Raw genomic sequence first — 16,900 nt, forward strand, 5'->3', positions numbered from 1 at the left:
ATGCGCCGCCCGCTCGACGCCACCCGCGCGAGGTCATACAACCGTTTGAACACCGGGAGCGAACCCGGCCGGGAGGACGACCTATGACGACCGTGCGCGAGATCCGCCTCAAGAGCCGCCCAAACGGCCTGCCCACCGCCGACAACTTCGAGCTGGCCAGCGTCGACCTGCCCGCGCCCGGCGCCGGCGAGGTCCAGGTGCGCAACACCTGGATGACGGTCGACCCCTACATGCGCGGCCGGATGAACGACGTGCAGAGCTACACGCCGCCCTTCGCCCTGGGCAAGGCCATGGACGGCGGCGCGGTCGGCGAGGTCACGGCCTCGAACGATCCGAACTTCAAGCCCGGCGACCTCGTCCAGTCGGGCTTCGGCTGGCGCGAGGGCTTCAACGCCCCGGCGGCCCAGGTGCAGAAGCTCGACCCCATGGGCCTGCCGCCGCAGGCGTTCCTGGGGGCCGCGGGCATGCCGGGCCTCACCGCCTACGCGGGGCTCCTGAAGATCGCGGCCCTCAAGGACGGCGACATCGTCTTCGTCTCGGGCGGCGCCGGCGCCGTGGGCTCGATGGTGGTGCAGATCGCCAAGGCCAAGGGTCACACCGTCATCGCATCGGCCGGCGGGCCCGAGAAGGTGGCCTTCCTGAAGTCGATCGGGGCCGACCAGGTCATCGACTACAAGGCCGAGAAAGACCTGACCGCGGCGCTGATGAAAGCCGCGCCCAACGGCATCGACGTCTATTTCGACAACGTCGGCGGCGAGCATCTCGAGGCCGCTTTGACCGCGGCGCGCCCCTTCGCCCGCTTCGCGCTGTGCGGCGCGATCTCGATGTACAACGCCACCGAGATGCCGGCCGGCCCGCGCAACCTCGTCCTGATGGTCGGCAAGCAACTGCGCATGGAAGGCTTCATCGTCTCCTCGAGCTGGGACCTGATGCCCAGGTTCCTCAGCGACCTGTCCGGCTGGGTGAAGGCGGGCAAGGTCACCTGGAAGGAGACCGTCTTCGACGGGATCGACAAGGCCCCCGACGCCTTCCTCGGCCTCTTCAAGGGCGAGAACCTGGGCAAGATGCTGGTGAAACTCTCCTAGCGCCGCAGGCGATCAGACGCTGAAGGGAAGGAACCGCGGAATACGCGGAATCACGCGGAAAGATGGCCGTGGCGCAATTCCGCGTCCTTCCGCGTTTTCCGCGGTTCTCTCCTAAGGGCGGCGCCGCTTCGCGGCCTTCGCGCGCCTAACCGCTGGACCGTCACGGTTGAGGGGGTAAAACGCTGCGGTCTTCCCCCTGAGGTCCTGGAGTTCCCCACCGTGCCGCGCCTGTTCAGCGCCTATGTGATCGTCGACTGGAGCGCCGCGGCCAAGCCGACGACGGGCGCCGATTCCATCTGGATCGGCGTCCTGAAGCGCGACATCCGCTTCCGCATGGCGTTCGAGAGCTACAACCCCCCGACGCGGGCGGAGGCCGAGACGCGGCTCACCGCCATCCTCGACGACCTGAAGAAGCGCGGCGAGCGGTGCCTCCTGGGCTTCGACTTCCCGCTGGGCTTCCCGCGCGGGTTCGCGGCCTCGCTGAGCCTGCCGGGCGACGAGCCCTGGCGCGCGGCCTGGGACCAGCTCGGCAAGATGGTCAAGGACAAGGCCGACAACACCAACAACCGCTTCGGGGTCGGCTCCGAGATCAACCGGCGCATGACCGGCGGCCCCTTCCCGTTCTGGGGCTGTCCGCCGAAGGACACCCTGACCACCCTGCAGCCGAAGAAGACCCGCGACCATGGGCCGGACGACCTGCCCGAGTTCCGCCACGCCGACCTCGCGGCGAAGGGCGCGGCCTCGATCTGGAAGCTCTACTACAACGGCTCGGTCGGCGGTCAGGCGATCCTGGGCATCCCCTTCGTGCGCCGGCTGAAGCAGGCCCGCGGCGAGGGCGTGAAGGCCTGGCCGTTCGAGACCGGCTTCAAGACCCTCGCCGAGGCCGACCTGGCCGGCGTCGACGTCGTGATCGCCGAGGTCTATCCGTCGATGCTCAAGCCGCAGGGCGCGCCGGGCGAGGTCAAGGACCTGACCCAGGTCCGCACCACCGCCGAGCACTTCGCCCGCCTGGACGAGGCCAGCAAGCTGGGCGCCCTGTTCGCCCCGCCGAAGGGCACGGCCGCCGACGTCGTCCTCGACGCCGAACGCGAGGAAGGCTGGATCCTGGGCGCGGGAGCCTGACCACTCGTCCCTGCCGCTCCACCGGCTGTCCCGCGCGAGGCCACAGGTGTCCCACCGGCCCCGCCGTTCATCCCTTGCCGGTTGGCCCCAAGGCCGCGCTATCGTGACCTCAGCGCATCGCTTCTGCCCCGAGGTTCCCGATGCTCCCGACCCGTATGCTGGCCGCCGCCAGCCTCCTCGCCCTCGCCACGGCCTGCGCCCAGCCGCCCGCCGGGCCCGTGAAGGCCGCGGCCGATGTCGACTGGCCGTTCTACGGCGGCGACGCGGGCGGCCAGCGCTACTCCGCCGCCGCGCAGATCACGCCCGTCAACGTCGCGGGGCTGAAGGTCGCCTGGACCTACTCCACGGGCGAACTCGCCCGCCATCCGAAGGCGATCGAGCGCGCGGCGTTCGAGAACACGCCGATCCTGGCGGGCGGCAAGCTCTTCGTCTGCTCGCAGTTCAACCGCGTCTCGGCCCTCGATCCCGGGACAGGCAAGGAACTCTGGTCATACGACCCGAAGCTCGACGACAGGGTCCGCTATCCGAACGACTACATCTGCCGCGGCGTGACCTACTGGGCCGACCTGGAGGCGCCGACCGGCGCCCCCTGCGCGAGCCGCATCTTCCTGCCGACCGTCGACCGCCGCCTGATCGCGCTGGACGCCGCCACCGGCGCCCTGTGCCCCGGCTTCGGCAAGGGCGGGAGCGTCGACGTCGGCCAGGGCGTGCTGCTGGAGCGCAAGGGCCAGATGCAGATCACCTCGCCGCCGGTGATCGTGAACGGCGTGATCGTGGTGGGCTCGTCGATCGACGACAACCAGCGGGTCGAGGAGGTCTCGGGCGTGGTCCGCGCCTACGACGCCCGCACGGGCGCGCCGAAGTGGGCGTTCGACCCGCTCGCCAACGCCGGCCCCGGCGTGAAGGCCGGCGCCGCCAACGTCTGGGCGCCGATGTCCGCCGACCCGGCCCGCGGCCTGATCTTCCTGCCCACCTCCAGCGCCAGCCCCGACTTCTTCGGCGGCCTGCGCCCCGGCAACGGCGGCATGGCCAACTCGGTCGTCGCCCTGGACGCGGCGACCGGCGAACCGCGCTGGAGCTTCCAGACCGTCCACCACGACGTCTGGGACTACGACATCCCCGCCCAGCCGACCCTGGCCGACGTCGGCTACGGCGGCCGCACGACGCCGGCGGTGATCCAGGCCACCAAGCAGGGCCTGATCTTCACCCTCGCCCGCGACACCGGCGCGCCCGTGATCCCGGTGGAGGAGCGCCGCGTGCCGCAGGGCGGCGCGCCGGGCGAGCCGCTGTCGCCGACCCAGCCCTTCCCGATCGCCCCGAAGCAGCTCTCGCCGACGAAGATCTCGGAGACGCAGGCCTACGGCCTCACGCCCTGGGATCGCGGCAAGTGCCGCGACCTCATCAAGGGCGCGCGCCACGAGGGCATCTACACGCCGCCCTCGCTGCAGGGGACGATCCTCTATCCGTTCACCGGCGGCGGCGTGAACTGGGGCGGCCTCGCCTTCGATGCCGGCCGCCAGGTCGTCTACGTCAACACCTCCAGCGCCCTGCACAAGGTCACCCTGATCCCCGCCGACAAGGTGAAGGCGACGAAGCAGGCCGAACTCGACACCGAAGTCTCGGAACAGCGCGGCGCGCCCTACGGCATGAAGCGCGAGGTGCTGCGGGTGATCCTGCCTTGCAACCCGCCGCCGTGGGGCCAGCTCCACGCCGTCGACATGCGGACCGGCAAGGTGCTGTGGGAGGTTCCGCTCGGCGCCACCGGCGACCTGGCGCCCGGGTCGCAGTTCCTCCTGGGCAACGTCGGCGTGCCGAACTTCGGCGGGCCGATGGCCACCGCCTCCGGGCTCGTCTTCATCGGCGCGGCCATGGACAACTACCTTCGCGCGTTCGACGGCGCGAACGGCAGGGAGCTCTGGAAGGGTCGCCTCCCCGCCGGCGGCCAGGCCACGCCCATGACCTACGTCTGGAAGGGCCGGCAGTACGTCGTCATCGCCGCCGGCGGCCACGGCAAGTCCGACACGAAGCGCGGCGACCAGGTGGTGGCCTTCGCGTTGCCGGGGCCGCTGAGCCAGTAGGCCAGTTCCCCTCGCCTTGATCGTTGTCCCGGCGATTCATCGGGCGGCGGCGGCGCAGCGTCTTGGGGGCGTTACAGCGGCCGGCGGCTCAGCATCCAGAACCGTCCCAGCAGCAGGCCGCTCGCGAGGAAGCTGGCGACGATGATCGCCGCGGTCATCCCCATCACGCCCAGGCCCATGGGGATCGCCAGCCACCAGGCGAGCGGCATCATGACCAGGATGTAGCTGGCCATGTGCGTGGACGTCGGCAGCCAGACGTCGCCCCGCGCCCGCAGCGCCTGCGCCGTCACCACCTGCAACGCGTCGGGCGCATAGAACAGGCACGACAGCACCAGCGCCGGGATCGCTATCGCCAGCGTCGCCGCGTCGGTCGTGTAGGCGCTCGCGATCAGGCCGGCGCTGGGCCAGACGGCGAGCGACACCGCCACGCCGAACGCGAAGGTCACAGCGAACGAGACCGCGCCCGCCCGCGTGACGCCCGCCGGGTCGCGCGCGCCGTAGGCCTTGCCGACCAGCACAGCGGCGCCCGTCGCCAGCCCCAGCGGGACCATGAACACGATCGCCGCCACGTTCAGCACCACCGTCCAGGCGGCGACGGCCAGCGCGCCGATCCAGCCGGCGATGACGTTCAGGCTCGCGAAGGCCGCCACCTCGAAGAAGTTCGAGACTCCGGCGCCGTAGCCGATCCGCCGCTGCTCGATCTCGGCCGGCCGGTCGCGCTCGGGCTTGTCGAACACGCCCAGCGCCCGGGACTCGGCCATGCGCAGGATGAAGGCGACGCTGACCAGCGCGAGGAACGTGCGCGCCCCCGTGGTCGCCCAGGCCCCACCCACGGCGCCCATCGCGGGCAACCCGAACGTCCCCGGCACGAACAGCAGGTTCAGCCCGAGGTTCACGATGTTGGCCGTCCACATGAACCAGGCCGCCGGCCCGGGCCGCGACAGCCCCTCCAGCCAGAAGGCGCAGGCGACGCTGATCGCGTACCCCGGCAGCGAGAGCGAGAAGACGAGCAGCACGCGGCTCGCGCCGTCCGCGAGGTCCCTGTCGAGGCCGATGACGTGCATCAGCGGCGGCCCGCCCACCGCCAGGACGACGGTGGAGACGAAACCCAGCGCCGTCGCGTAGACGATCCCGCGCCGAAGCACCGCGCCCGTCAGGTCGCGCCGCCCCTCCCCGATGCGCCGCGCCGTCATGACCTGGATGCCGGCCAGCAGGCCCACCACCGCCGTCAGCACCACGCTCGTCGGCGCCCAGCCCAGTGCGTGATAGCCGAGCTCCCTGGCGGAGAAGCGGCCGACCACGATCGCGTCGACCAGCCCCATCGCCATGATGCCCAGGCGCGCGAGTACGACCGGTCCCGAGAGCGTCAGGAGCGTGTCGAGGTCGGTGCGGACGGGGCTCCTGCGCCCGCGAGCATCCGCAGGCGCCTGGCCCGCGGGGCGGTCCATGGCGGTGAAGCTCAGGTTTTCAAAGAGGCGCGGACACTGGCGCCCGCGTCGAAAACAGGCAAGGCCGGCGTCGCCGCCGCCGACCTTTGCCTTACCGCCGTGGCCGCCGGACAACAGCCGGCGCCTCAGCTCCCCCGCGAAGCGGCGCGGACGGTCAGAACGCCTGCGCCACCCGTTGCCGGAGGTCGACGCGGTCGTCCTTCAGCTTTTCCGCCACCAGGAACGCCAGCTCGAGCGCCTGCTCGCCGTTCAGCCGCGGGTCGCAGTGCGTGTGATAGCGGTCGGCGAGGTCGCCCTCGGAGAGCGCCCGCGCGCCGCCCAGGCATTCGGTGACGTTCTGGCCGGTCATCTCCAGATGCACCCCGCCGGGGTGCGCGCCTTCCGCCTTGCAGACGTCGATGAACGACTTCACCTCCGACAGGATCCTGTCGAACGGCCGGGTCTTGTAGCCGGTGTTGGCCGTCAGGGTGTTGCCGTGCATCGGGTCGGTGGCCCAGACCACGTTCGCGCCCTTGGTGGCCTTCAGGAGCGCCGGCAGCCGGCCCTCGATCTTGTCGTAGCCGAAACGGCCGTAGAGCGTGAGCCGCCCGGCCTCGTCCTTCGGGTTCAGCACGTCGATGAGCTTCAGCAGTTCGTCCGGCTCCAGCGTCGGGCCGACCTTCACGCCGATCGGGTTCCGGATGCCGCGGAAGTACTCTACATGCGCCCCGTCGAGCTGGCGCGTGCGCTCGCCGATCCACAGCAGGTGCGCCGAGGTGTCGTACCATTCGCCCGAGGTGCTATCGACCCGGGTCATGGCCTCCTCGTAGCCCAGCAGCAGGCCCTCGTGGCTGGTGAAGAAGTCCACCTGGTGGATGGTCGGGTGCGTCTGGGCGTTGATGCCCAGCGCGTCCATGAAGCTCAGCGCCTCCGAGATCTTGTCGCCGAGTTCGCGGTATCGCGCGCCCTGCGGACTGTCGGCCACGAAGCCCAGCGTCCAGCGATGGATGTTGTAGAGGTCGGCATAGCCGCCGCCCGCGAAGGCGCGCAGCAGGTTCAGCGTGGCCGACGACTGGCTGTAGGCCTGCATCAGCCGCTGCGGATCGGGCGTGCGGCTCTGCGGCGTGAAGTCCATGCCGTTGATGTTGTCGCCGCGATAGCTGGGCAGCTCGACGCCGTCGATGGTCTCGACGGGCGAGGAGCGCGGCTTGCCGAACTGACCGGCCATGCGGCCCACCTTCACGACGGGCTTGCCGCCGGCGAACGTCAGCACCACCGCCATCTGCAGGATCAGGCGGAAGGTGTCGCGGATGTTGTCGGCCGCGAATTCCTTGAAGCTCTCGGCGCAGTCGCCGCCCTGCAGCAGGAACGCCTTGCCGGCCGCGACGTCGGCCAGCGCCGATTTCAGACGCCGCGCCTCGCCGGCGAACACCAGCGGCGGCATCTTGCGAAGGGTGGTCTCGACCCGCGAGAGCTCAGCCAGGTCCGGATAGTCGGACGGGATGTGCTTGGCGGGTTTTCCTCTCCAGGATGCGGGCGTCCAGGGCTCAGTCATGGGTCTTACTCGGTAACCGCCAGTTTTAGCGGGCCGGGCGTTTTACCCACATTGCACCGCAGCGTCACGCCCCCGCAGCTTAGCTGCGGCGTTCGGCGTCTTCCGCGTCGGCCAGGGCGGCGATGACGGCGCTGAGCGCGCCCAGCGCCAGCCACCATTCCTGCCAGACCCCGAAGCTGATCAGGCCGAAGAAGAAATAGACCGCCGCCGTGCCCGCCGCGCCCGCCGCCACCAGGCCGCGCTCGTCGCGCGCGATGCGCCGCACGACGAAAGCCAGGACCAGCGCGGCCAGGATCGCGCCCAAGGCTCCCAGCTCCAGCCACAACTGCAGCGGGCCGTTGTGGGGGTGGAGCTGGATGTAGGGGCTGAAGGCGCGGCTCGCGTCCAGGCCCCAGCCGCGCCAGGGATGGTCGGCGATGCGCGCGATGGCGTAGCCCCAGTAGCCCATCCGCTGGGCCCAGGACTCCGGCAGGTGCGCGCCGAGACCGAGCTTCAGCGCCGCGAGGATCAGCAGCGGCATCACAAGCACGACCACCGCCGCCGCTGCCGCCAGGGTCCTGGGCGCCGTCCGCGGCCAGATCCACACCACGGCGCCGACCGCGACCGCCAGGCCGACCGCCAGCACCGGCGCGTCCGACAGGAAGGTCTGCGCCAGCAGCGCCGTCCCCAGGGCCATCGGCACGGCCAGGAGCGCGGAGGCCCCGGCGCGATTGCCGCCGGCCGCTGCGACGGGCCACAACAGCGCCAGCACGAAGCTGCCCTGGGCGACGTTCTTGCGGCCGAGATCGGGCCGGATCGGGTCGCCGATGGCGTCGCGCAGCGCGCGGTAGACGCCGGCCCCGGTCAACGCCTCGACGATCAGCAGCGCGCCGTAGGCTGCGAGCCCCCAGGCGAACACCTTGAGCGCCAGGCGCCGCTGCGCCGGGGCGGCGCGGCGCGCGCCCTGCCAGGCCGACCAGTAGAGCACCACCTGTGCAGCCAGCTTGAGCGCGACGCTGTCTTCCGGCGCCGCCGCCCTGTGCGGCGTCCAGGCCGTCGAGACCGCAGCCCAGGCGACGATGGCCAGGAGCAGGATGGCCAGCGGCCGGTCCCGCTCGGTCACCCTGAGCGCCGGCAGGCACAGCAGCCCCGCCACCGCCACCAGCGGCGCGAAGCCGAGCGGGCCCAGCCAGGCGAACAGCGGCGTCAGCGCCGCGGCGCCCACGAGCACCCAGCCGCACCAAGCTCCCAGCCGGTCGCCCCTCTCGGTCATCGGCCCGTGATAGGCGGCTTCGCCGCGCTAGGCCACCTGCCCCAGCGCCGGCGGCGCATACTTCTCGCGCATGGTCACCAGTTCCTCGGCCAGGGTCGGGTGGACCGCACAGGTGGAGTCCCACTGCGGCTTCGTCACGCCCATCTTCAGCGCCACGGCCGCCATCTGGATGATCTCGCCGGCGTCGGGCGCCACGACGTGGCAGCCCAGGATGCGCTCGGTCCCGCACTCCACCACGAGCTTGATGAGCGCGCGCTGCTGGCCGCCGTAGAAGGTCTCCTTCATCGGCCGGAACTTCGAGAGGTAGATGTCGACCTTCCCGTACTCGTGCCTCGCATCGGCTTCCGAAAGGCCCACCGAGCCGATCTGCGGCTGGGTGAACACCGCCGAGGCCACCATCTCGTGGTCGAAGCTCATGGGCGTGGCGTGGAACTCGGTGCGGGCGAAGCTCTCGCCCTCGCGGATCGCAACCGGGGTCAGGTTGATGCGGTCGGTGACGTCGCCGACGGCCCAGATGTTGTCGACGTTCGAGCGGGAAAATCCGTCGACCTTCACCGCGCCGTTGGCGGCCAGCTCCACGCCGGCCGCCTCGAGGCCCAGGTCGGCCGTATAGGGCTCACGCCCGAGGGCGAACATCACCACGTCGCTCTCGCAGCTATGGCCGGTGTTGAAGTGGCTCACGATGCCGGTGGCGGTCTTCTCCAGCTTGGTGTGCTGGGTCCCGAGCAGGATCTTGATCCCCGCCTGCTCCATCTCCTCGGCGATGTGGGCGCGGATGTCGTCGTCGAAGCCGCGCAGCACGTTGGGGCCGCGATAGACGACCGTGGTCTCGACACCGAGGCCGTTGAAGATGCCGGCGAACTCCAGCGCGATGTAGCCGCCGCCGGCGATCACGATGCGCCTGGGCAGTTCGGTCAGGTGGAACGCCTCGTTCGAGGTGATGGCGTGCTCGACGCCCTCCAGCTCCTTCGGCATCCAGGGTCGCCCGCCCGTGGCCACCAGGATCTTGCGGGCCGTCACGGCCCCCACGCCCTCGACCTCGACGGTGTGGCGGTCCTTCAGGCGGGCCTTGCCGTGCAGCAGCTCGGCGCCGGCATTCTGCAGGTTGCGGACGTAGATGCCGGAGAGCCGGGCGATCTCCTTGTCCTTCTCCATCAGGAACTTCGACCAGTCGAACCGGGTGTCGCCGATCTCCCAGCCATAGCCGCGAGCCGTGTCGAAGGCCTTTTTGTATTCAGAGGCGTAGACCATGAACTTCTTGGGCACGCAGCCGCGGATCACGCAGGTGCCGCCGACGCGGTGCTCCTCGGCCACCGCCACCTTGGCGCCGGTGATCGCCGCCACCCTGGCCGCGCGCACGCCGCCCGAACCGGCGCCGATGACGAAGAGGTCGTAGTCGTAGTCCGCCACTGCGGTCTCCTTACGGTTCCAGCTCGACGATGCCGTTCGCCGTGCCGATCAGGGCCCTGTCGGCCAGGTCGAGAAAAAGTCCGTGGTCGACCACGCCCGTGACGCTCTTCAGCGCCGCCGCCAGGGCGGCCGGCTCCTCGATCCGCCCGCAAGCCGCGTCATAGATAAGGTTGCCGCCGTCGGTTCGTACCGGCAGGCCGTCCCTGCGGCGCAGGCTGGGCGCGACGCCCAGGTCGAACTCGTCCAGCACGTCGCAGATCCGCGCCTGCACCGTCTTGTGGCCGAACGCGGTCACTTCGATCGGCAGCGCGAACTTCCCCAGCATTTCCACCTGCTTGGCGGCGTCGGCTATGACGACGCAGGCCTTCGAGGCTTCCCACACCAGCTTCTCGCGCAGCAGCGCCCCGCCGCCGCCCTTGATGAGCGACAGTCCCGGTCCGATCTCGTCGGCGCCGTCGACGGTGAGGTCGATCGTCCTGGTGTCGCCCAGTTCGCCCAGCCTGATGCCGAGACCGGAGGCGAGGTCGGCGGTCGCCTGCGAGGTCGGCACGCCCACGATGTCCAGCTTGCGCGCGGCGAGCGCGCGAACGAACCACGCGGCCGTCGAGCCCGTGCCCAGACCCACGACCATGCCGCTCTTCACCAGCGACGCGGCCGCCTCGCCCGAAGCGCGCTTCTGGGCGTCGGCGTCCATTACTTGCCCTTGGCCTTCTTCGCGCTCATCGCCTCGCGGAAACGCGCCGCCCAGCCGGCCTTCTCCACCTGCGGGCCACGGGCGAGACCCAGGGCGTCGGGAGCCACGTCCCTGGTGATCACCGAGCCCGAGCCCGTGTAGGCGCCCGCCCCGATCCTCACCGGCGCCACCAGCGCCGAATTCGAGCCCACGAACGCCCCCTCGCCCACGTGCGTGTCGTATTTGAAGAAGCCGTCGTAGTTGCAGAAGATCGTGCCCGCCCCGATGTTGGCGCCCGCGCCGACGCTGCCGTCGCCCAGGTAGCTGAGGTGATTGGCCTTGGCGCCCCGGCCCACGGCGACCTTCTTCACCTCCACGAAGTTGCCGATGTGAGCGTCCTCGCCGATGTCGGCGCCGGGACGCAGCCGCGCATACGGCCCGATCAGCGCGCCTTCGCGCACGACGCAGCCCTCCAGGTGGCTGAAGGCGCGGATCACCGCGGCGGTCTCGACCGTCACGCCGGGCGCGAACACCACGTAGGGTTCGACCACCGCCCCCGGCGCGATCTGCGTGTCCCACGCGAAGTAGACGGTGTCCGGCCCCGTCATCTGCACGCCCTCGGCCAGGAAGTGCGCCCGGCGGCGTTTCTGGAACTCGGCCTCGGCCTGGCTGAGCTGCATCGGCGTGTCGGCGCCCATCACCGAGGCTTCCGGCGCGACGTGGGCGCGGACCATCGCTTCCTCATGGACGGCCAGCGCCACGATGTCGGTGAGGAAGTACTCGTTCTTCGGATTGTCGTTCTTCACGTTGGCGAGCCAGCGGAACAGGTCCGCGCGGCCGGCCAGGTACATGCCGGCGTTGCAGGTCCTGACCGCCTTGACCTCGTCGCTCGCCTGGCTGGGCTCCACGATGCGCATCACGTGCCCGCCGGCGCCGCGCAGCACGCGGCCGTAGAGCAGCGGATCGACCGGCTCGAACGCCATCAGCGCCAGCGCCGCATCCTTCGCGCGCAGGCCGAACAGCGGCTCGAGGTCCTGCGCCGTCAGCAGCGGGCAGTCGCCGTTCACCACCAGCACGTCGCCGTCGAAGTCGGCGAGCGCCGCCTTGGCGCACAGCACCGCGTGGCCGGTCCCCTGCGGCGGGTCCTGCACGACGACGGCGCCCTCGCCCAGCCGGTCGACGACCAGGCGCCGAACCGCCGGACTGTGGTTGCCGACGATGACGTGGATGCGCTCGCAGCCGGCGGCCTGCACGGTGTCGATCACACGGTCCAGCAGGCTGCGCCCGCCCACCTGGTGCAGCACCTTCGGCAGCTTGGACTTCATCCGCGTGCCCTGGCCGGCGGCCATGATCACGGCGGCTCTGGCGGTCATTCGGCGCTCCCCGGCGGCAATGCGAGTCTTCGTTCCCCTCCCCGCTTAGCAAGCCTTGTGGCGGGGCGCGACTAAGGGATAGCGTCCGCGCCGTCCTGTCGGGGAGTCTCCATGAAATCTCGTTCGCGTCTGGCCGCCCTCTTCGCCGCCACGGCCCTCGTCGCCCTCGCGCCCGCCGCCGCCCGGTCGGCCGACGCGGCGCTGGAGGCCAGGTTCGACGGCATGATCGACCCCGCCGAGATGGGCGGCTGGCTGAAGACCATGGCCGCCGAGCCGAACCACGTCGGCGCGCCCCACAACAAGGCCAACGCCGAGATGACGCTGGCGCAGTTCAAGAGCTGGGGCTGGGACGCCAGGATCGAGACCTTCATGGTCCTCTATCCGACGCCGAAAGAGGTGGCGCTGGAGCTGGTCGGCGGCGCCGGCGCGCCCTTCAGGGCCACGCTGAGCGAGGCGCCCGTGCCGGGCGACGAGACCTCCACGCGGATCAGGGACGAACTGCCGGCCTACGTGGCCTTCCAGGGCGACGGGGACGTCACCGCGCCGCTGGTCTACGTGAACTACGGCATGCCCGCCGACTACGACGCCCTCGAGCGCCTGGGCGTCTCCGTGAAGGGCAAGATCGCGATCGCCCGCTACGGCGGCGGCTGGCGCGGGCTGAAGCCCAAGCTGGCGCAGGAACACGGCGCGGTCGGCGCGATCATCTACTCCGACCCGCGCGACGACGGCTACGCCACCGACGACGTCTATCCGAAGGGCGCGGCGCGGCCGCCGCAAGGCTTCCAGCGCGGCTCGGTGGCCGACATGACGCTCTTCCCCGGCGATCCCTCGACCCCGGGCTATGGCTCGACCAAGGACGCCAGGCGCGTGGCCCGCGAGGACTCGCCCAGCATCCTCAAGATCCCCACGCTGCCGATCGGCTACGGCGACGCCCAGGTGCTGCTGGCCTCGCTGGACGGCCCGGTGGCCCCGGCGAGCTTCCGCGGCTCCCTGCCGATCACCTACCACGTCGGCGGCTCCGGGAGCGGGAACGGCGGCAAGGTCCACATCAAGGTGGTCTCCGACTGGAGCCTGAAGCCGGCCTACAACGTGATCGCCACGCTGAAGGGCAAGGAGAAGCCCGACGAGTGGGTGATCCGCGGCAACCACCGCGACGGCTGGGTCTTCGGCGCCTCCGACCCGCTCAGCGGCCACGTGGCCATGATGGGCGAGGCCAAGGCGATGGGCGCGCTGGTCAAGGCCGGCTGGAAGCCCAGGCGCACCATCGTCTACACGAGCTGGGACGCCGAGGAGCCGATGCTGCTGGGCTCGACCGAATGGGCCGAGACCCACGCCGCCGAACTCAAGAAGAAGGGCGTCGTCTACATCAATTCCGACAGCAACGGCCGCGGCTTCCTGGGCGTCGGCGGCAGCCATGCGCTGCAGCACTTCGTCAACCAGGTCGCCGCCGACGTGAAGGATCCGCAGACCGGCGTCTCGGTGCGCGACCGCCTGCGCGCCGGCCTGGCCGTGCAGGGGGTCGAGCAAGCCGGCAATCCGCGCGCCGCGGCGCTGGGCAAGATCGCCGCCGACCCGGCCCGCGACCTGCCGATCGAGGCCCTGGGCTCAGGCTCGGACTACTCGGCCTTCCTGCAGAACCTGGGGCTGGCCACCCTCAACCTGGGCTTCGGCGGCGAGGGCGAATCGGGCGGCGTCTACCATTCGGCCTACGACACCTACGAGCACCACAGCCGCTTCGTGGACCCCGGCCACGCCTATGCCGGCGCGCTCGCCAAGGTGACCGGCCGGATGGTCATGCGGCTGGCCGACGCCGAGGCGCCCGTGCAGCGCTACGGCGACTTCGCCGACACCGTCGCCGGCTACGTCGACGAGGTGAAGAAGCTGGCCGACGCCAAGCGGGACGAAGCCGCCGCCCGCACCCGCCTGCTGGCCGCCGGCGCCTACAGGCTGGCCGACGACCCGACGATCTCGCGCGGCGACCCCGCGGCGCTGCCGCCCTCCCCGCGGCTCGACTTCGCCCCGCTCGACGGCGCCCTGGCCAGGCTCAAGGCCTCCGCTGCGGCGTTCGACACCGCGCTCACGGCCAGAGGCGCCAGCCTTGGCCCGGCCCAGAAGAAGAAGCTGGACGCCGCCCTGCTCGGCCAGGAACAGCGCCTGCTGCGCGACAAGGGCCTGCCCTTCCGCCCCTGGTACATGAACATGATCTACGCGCCCGGCCGCTTCACCGGCTATGGCGCCAAGACCTTGCCGGGCGTCCGCGAAGCCATCGAGGAGCGCCGCTTCGACGATGCAGCGGCCTACATCGCGCTGACCGCCGAAGCCCTGAACGACTACTCGGCTGGCCTCGACGCGGCGACCGCGGTGGTCAATGGCGGCTGATCGGCCCCTCGCCGGCGTCACCGTCGCCTTCGATCTCGACGGGACGCTGGTCGACACGGCGCCCGACCTGATCGGCACGCTGAACCACCTGCTGGTCGAGGACGGGCTGCCGGCCCTGCCGTTGGCCCAGGCGCGGCCGTTCATCGGGCACGGCGCGCGGCATCTGATCCAGCTCGGCTTCCAGGCCGCCGGCCAGACGCTGCACCCCACGCGCCTCGAGCAGATGTTCGAGCGGTTCATCCCGCACTACCGCGACCGGATCGCCCTGGAGAGCCGCCCCTTCCCCGGCTGCGAGGCCGCGCTCGACGACCTGGCGGCCAGCGGCGCGACGCTGTGCGTCTGCACCAACAAGCCGTCCGACCTCTCTGAGGCCGTCCTCGGCCAGCTCGGCCTCGCCTCGCGCTTCGCCGCCATCGTCGGCCCCGACCGCGCGCCGGCGCCCAAGCCGGATGCTGCGCACATGCAGGCCGCCGTCGCCGCGGCCGGCGGCGAGATCGCCCGCGCGATCCTGGTCGGCGATTCCGGCACGGACGCAGGCGCCGCCCGCGCCGCCGGAACGGGCCTCATCCTCGTCGCCTTCGGCTACACCGAGATCCCCGTCGCGGACCTGAACGCCGACGCGCTCATCGCGCACTACGACGAACTGCCCGCCGCCTGCCTGCGGGTCGCCGGATCGACGGGATGAGGATGGTGGATGCGACAGGGATTGAACCTGTGACCCCCTCGGTGTGAACGAGGTGCTCTCCCGCTGAGCTACGCATCCGCCGTCGGGAAGGTCGGGGGCTATAGCCGACCCGCCCCCAGGCCGCAAGCACGCTTCGAACGATTGCGCCGCCGCGTCCTCACCGCCTCGGCGTCCGGCCGCGGATGCGGTCGAAGCCGGCCTTGATGTTGGCGAAGCGCATGTCGACGAAGGGCTCGAACTCGTTGTCGGTGAAGATGTAGGGCCAGTCCTCCTCGATGCCCTCGCGCACGAGTTCGCCCACGTAGAGCGGGTCGATCCCCGCCGCGAGCCGCTGGCGCAGCCCCTCCATGGCCTCCAGCGACGGTCCCTCGGTCGGCAGCGGCGGGATCGCGGCCTGCAGCCGCTCCGGGATGTGGTCCGCCGAGTCGGCGATGTTGGTGTTGATGAAGCCCGGGCAGAGCACCGAGACGCCGATGCCGCGGGGCGCGAGTTCCTGGCGCACCCCCTCCGAAAGCGCGACCACGCCGTACTTCGTCACGTTGTAGAGGCTGCCCGAGCCCGACAGCAGGCCGGCCATCGACGCCGTGGAGACGATCTGGCCGCCCTCGCCGTGCGATTCGATCAGCGGCCCGAAGATCGCGATGCCGTCGATCACCGAGATCAGGTTCACGCCGACCACCCAACTGGTCATCCCGTCGGGCCAGCGGGCGTAGCTGCCGCCGCTCCCGACCCCGGCGTTGTTCACGAGGATGTGGACCTTGCCGTATCTGGCGATCACCGCGTCGGCCGCCGCCTGCAGCTCGGCCTTCAGCGACACGTCGGCCAGCACGCCGTCCACGTCGGCGTTGGTCTGCCTGAGCTTCGCCACCGCCGCGTCGAGCGCGGCCTTGTCGATGTCGCACAGCATCACCTTGACGCCCGCCTGCGCGAGCGCCGTGGCGATCCCCAGCCCGATGCCCGACGCCGCGCCGGTGACGAATGCGACTTTGCCTGCGATGTCCTTCATGGCCGCTCTCCCCGTTCTCGTTGCAAGCCGCAGCGTCGCGGGAAAGCGGCCCGGGGCCAAGCCCCGATCGGCGGCGGCGATCAGCCCGTAGCGCCGCCGCCGTGCCCGAGATCCGCGGCCGCGTGATGGACACCGAAGACGCCCGCGAGGGCATCCGCTCCTTCGTCGAACGCCGCGCCGCCGTCTTCACCGGCCGATAGGGGCGCGAGGGCTCAACAACGCCGCTGCCCGCGCTAAGGTGGGGCCCCGCCCGCTCCGCGCGCGGGGGTCAGGCACGTTGGGAGCCCGTTCATGATCTCGCGGCGAACCGCAGCAACCGGCCTGACCGCCACCGTCGGCATCGCGGCCCTCGCCGCTCCGGCTCTCGCGGCGGGCGTGGGCGGCTATGGCGTTCGCCGGCTCGTCGACCGGCCCATCGTCGCGCCCGGCATGGACGCGCGGATGGGGGCGAACATCGAGGGGCCGTCGCTGATCGCGGCGCCGCGGTGGCTCCCGAACCGGCTGGGGGCCTACTACCTCTATTTCGCCGACCACAAGGGCGACTACATCCGCCTCGCCTACGCCGACCGCCTGGAGGGGCCGTGGAGGGTCCACGCGCCGGGGTCGCTGCAGTTCTCTCAGTCGAAGCTGCCGGCGACGCTCGCGGGCACGCCCGAGGCCGAGGCGCGGCTGAAGGAGATGGCCGAGAAGCGCGACCCCGTGGCCTACGCCGGCATCCCGACACCGATGGAGGACGCCAGCCTGCCGCATGTCGCCTCGCCCGACGTCCACGTCGACGAGGCCGGCAAGCGGATCGTCATGTACTACCACGGCCTCGCCGAGTTCGGCGTCCAGCGCACCCGCGCGGCGGTCTCG

The 16,900-nt window shown here is 71.1% G+C and carries 13 protein-coding genes and 1 tRNA gene; 6 read left to right on the forward strand and 8 right to left on the reverse strand.

Annotated features, from left to right (window positions below):
- Positions 1-83 precede the first annotated feature (83 nt).
- The 3 genes from JNL41_RS00195 (at position 84) to JNL41_RS00205 (ending at position 4,285) form a co-directional block, all read left to right on the forward strand.
- Positions 84-1,085, forward strand: coding sequence for an NADP-dependent oxidoreductase (locus JNL41_RS00195; protein WP_293472048.1), 1,002 nt, complete (start codon positions 84-86; stop codon positions 1,083-1,085).
- Between the two features lie 219 nt (positions 1,086-1,304).
- Positions 1,305-2,207, forward strand: coding sequence for a cobalamin biosynthesis protein CbiG (locus JNL41_RS00200; RefSeq protein WP_293472050.1), 903 nt, complete (start codon positions 1,305-1,307; stop codon positions 2,205-2,207).
- A 140-nt stretch (positions 2,208-2,347) separates the two neighbouring features.
- Positions 2,348-4,285: a pyrroloquinoline quinone-dependent dehydrogenase gene (locus JNL41_RS00205; RefSeq protein WP_293472052.1), complete on the forward strand. Its 1,938-nt coding sequence runs from the start codon at positions 2,348-2,350 to the stop codon at positions 4,283-4,285.
- 71 nt (positions 4,286-4,356) lie between these two features.
- Here the strand turns inward: JNL41_RS00205 and JNL41_RS00210 are convergent, their stop codons facing one another.
- The 6 genes from JNL41_RS00210 to glmU all read right to left on the reverse strand — a co-directional run bounded on the left by JNL41_RS00210 (position 4,357) and on the right by glmU (position 11,975).
- Positions 4,357-5,733: an MATE family efflux transporter gene (locus JNL41_RS00210; protein ID WP_293472054.1), complete on the reverse strand. Its 1,377-nt coding sequence runs from the start codon at positions 5,731-5,733 to the stop codon at positions 4,357-4,359.
- Positions 5,734-5,887: 154 nt separating this feature from the next.
- Positions 5,888-7,267, reverse strand: a complete 1,380-nt coding sequence (locus JNL41_RS00215) for a class II 3-deoxy-7-phosphoheptulonate synthase (RefSeq protein ID WP_293472056.1) — start codon at positions 7,265-7,267, stop codon at positions 5,888-5,890.
- A gap of 79 nt (positions 7,268-7,346) precedes the next feature.
- Entirely contained in the window at positions 7,347-8,519 is a 1,173-nt protein-coding gene (locus JNL41_RS00220; protein ID WP_293472058.1) for an O-antigen ligase family protein, read from the reverse strand.
- Positions 8,520-8,546: 27 nt separating this feature from the next.
- A complete protein-coding gene (gor, locus tag JNL41_RS00225) occupies positions 8,547-9,929 on the reverse strand; it encodes a glutathione-disulfide reductase (RefSeq protein ID WP_293472060.1) in 1,383 nt (460 codons plus the stop codon).
- Between the two features lie 10 nt (positions 9,930-9,939).
- A complete protein-coding gene (rpiA, locus tag JNL41_RS00230) occupies positions 9,940-10,623 on the reverse strand; it encodes a ribose-5-phosphate isomerase RpiA (RefSeq protein ID WP_293472062.1) in 684 nt (227 codons plus the stop codon).
- Positions 10,623-11,975 (reverse strand): bifunctional UDP-N-acetylglucosamine diphosphorylase/glucosamine-1-phosphate N-acetyltransferase GlmU, encoded by a 1,353-nt coding sequence (gene glmU / locus JNL41_RS00235; protein ID WP_293472064.1) that lies wholly within the window; start codon positions 11,973-11,975, stop codon positions 10,623-10,625. The genes rpiA and glmU overlap by 1 nt, the downstream gene beginning before the upstream one ends.
- Before the next feature lie 111 nt (positions 11,976-12,086).
- Between glmU and JNL41_RS00240 the strand changes: the two genes are divergently transcribed.
- Complete coding sequence (locus JNL41_RS00240) at positions 12,087-14,354, forward strand: transferrin receptor-like dimerization domain-containing protein (RefSeq protein WP_293472066.1); 2,268 nt, start codon at positions 12,087-12,089, stop codon at positions 14,352-14,354.
- Positions 14,344-15,039 (forward strand): HAD hydrolase-like protein, encoded by a 696-nt coding sequence (locus tag JNL41_RS00245; RefSeq protein ID WP_293472068.1) that lies wholly within the window; start codon positions 14,344-14,346, stop codon positions 15,037-15,039. Before JNL41_RS00240 ends, JNL41_RS00245 begins: the two co-directional genes overlap by 11 nt.
- Before the next feature lie 3 nt (positions 15,040-15,042).
- Here JNL41_RS00245 and JNL41_RS00250 read toward each other — a convergent pair.
- Together JNL41_RS00250 and JNL41_RS00255 are read right to left on the reverse strand one after the other, a co-directional pair.
- A tRNA-Val gene (locus JNL41_RS00250) sits at positions 15,043-15,117 on the reverse strand.
- A gap of 79 nt (positions 15,118-15,196) precedes the next feature.
- Positions 15,197-16,045, reverse strand: a complete 849-nt coding sequence (locus JNL41_RS00255) for an SDR family NAD(P)-dependent oxidoreductase (protein WP_293472069.1) — start codon at positions 16,043-16,045, stop codon at positions 15,197-15,199.
- A gap of 291 nt (positions 16,046-16,336) precedes the next feature.
- On the opposite strand from JNL41_RS00255, the gene JNL41_RS00260 reads away from it, so the two are divergent.
- Positions 16,337-16,900: hypothetical protein (locus tag JNL41_RS00260; RefSeq protein WP_293472070.1), on the forward strand; the 564-nt coding region annotated here is incomplete at its 3' end.

The organism is Phenylobacterium sp. (assembly GCF_016793285.1).
GTDB lineage: Bacteria > Pseudomonadota > Alphaproteobacteria > Caulobacterales > Caulobacteraceae > Phenylobacterium.

Bases quoted from the DNA above. Each gene is read 5' to 3' on its own strand.
- JNL41_RS00195 (WP_293472048.1), top strand. From the start codon at position 84: ATGACGACCGTGCGCGAGATCCGCCTCAAGAGCCGCCCAAACGGCCTG.
- JNL41_RS00205 (WP_293472052.1), top strand. From the start codon at position 2,348: ATGCTCCCGACCCGTATGCTGGCCGCCGCCAGCCTCCTCGCCCTCGCC.
- JNL41_RS00210 (WP_293472054.1), bottom strand. From the start codon at position 5,733: ATGGACCGCCCCGCGGGCCAGGCGCCTGCGGATGCTCGCGGGCGCAGG.
- JNL41_RS00240 (WP_293472066.1), top strand. From the start codon at position 12,087: ATGAAATCTCGTTCGCGTCTGGCCGCCCTCTTCGCCGCCACGGCCCTC.
- JNL41_RS00220 (WP_293472058.1), bottom strand. From the start codon at position 8,519: ATGACCGAGAGGGGCGACCGGCTGGGAGCTTGGTGCGGCTGGGTGCTC.
- JNL41_RS00255 (WP_293472069.1), bottom strand. From the start codon at position 16,045: ATGAAGGACATCGCAGGCAAAGTCGCATTCGTCACCGGCGCGGCGTCG.
- glmU (WP_293472064.1), bottom strand. From the start codon at position 11,975: ATGACCGCCAGAGCCGCCGTGATCATGGCCGCCGGCCAGGGCACGCGG.
- JNL41_RS00245 (WP_293472068.1), top strand. From the start codon at position 14,344: ATGGCGGCTGATCGGCCCCTCGCCGGCGTCACCGTCGCCTTCGATCTC.
- JNL41_RS00215 (WP_293472056.1), bottom strand. From the start codon at position 7,267: ATGACTGAGCCCTGGACGCCCGCATCCTGGAGAGGAAAACCCGCCAAG.
- rpiA (WP_293472062.1), bottom strand. From the start codon at position 10,623: ATGGACGCCGACGCCCAGAAGCGCGCTTCGGGCGAGGCGGCCGCGTCG.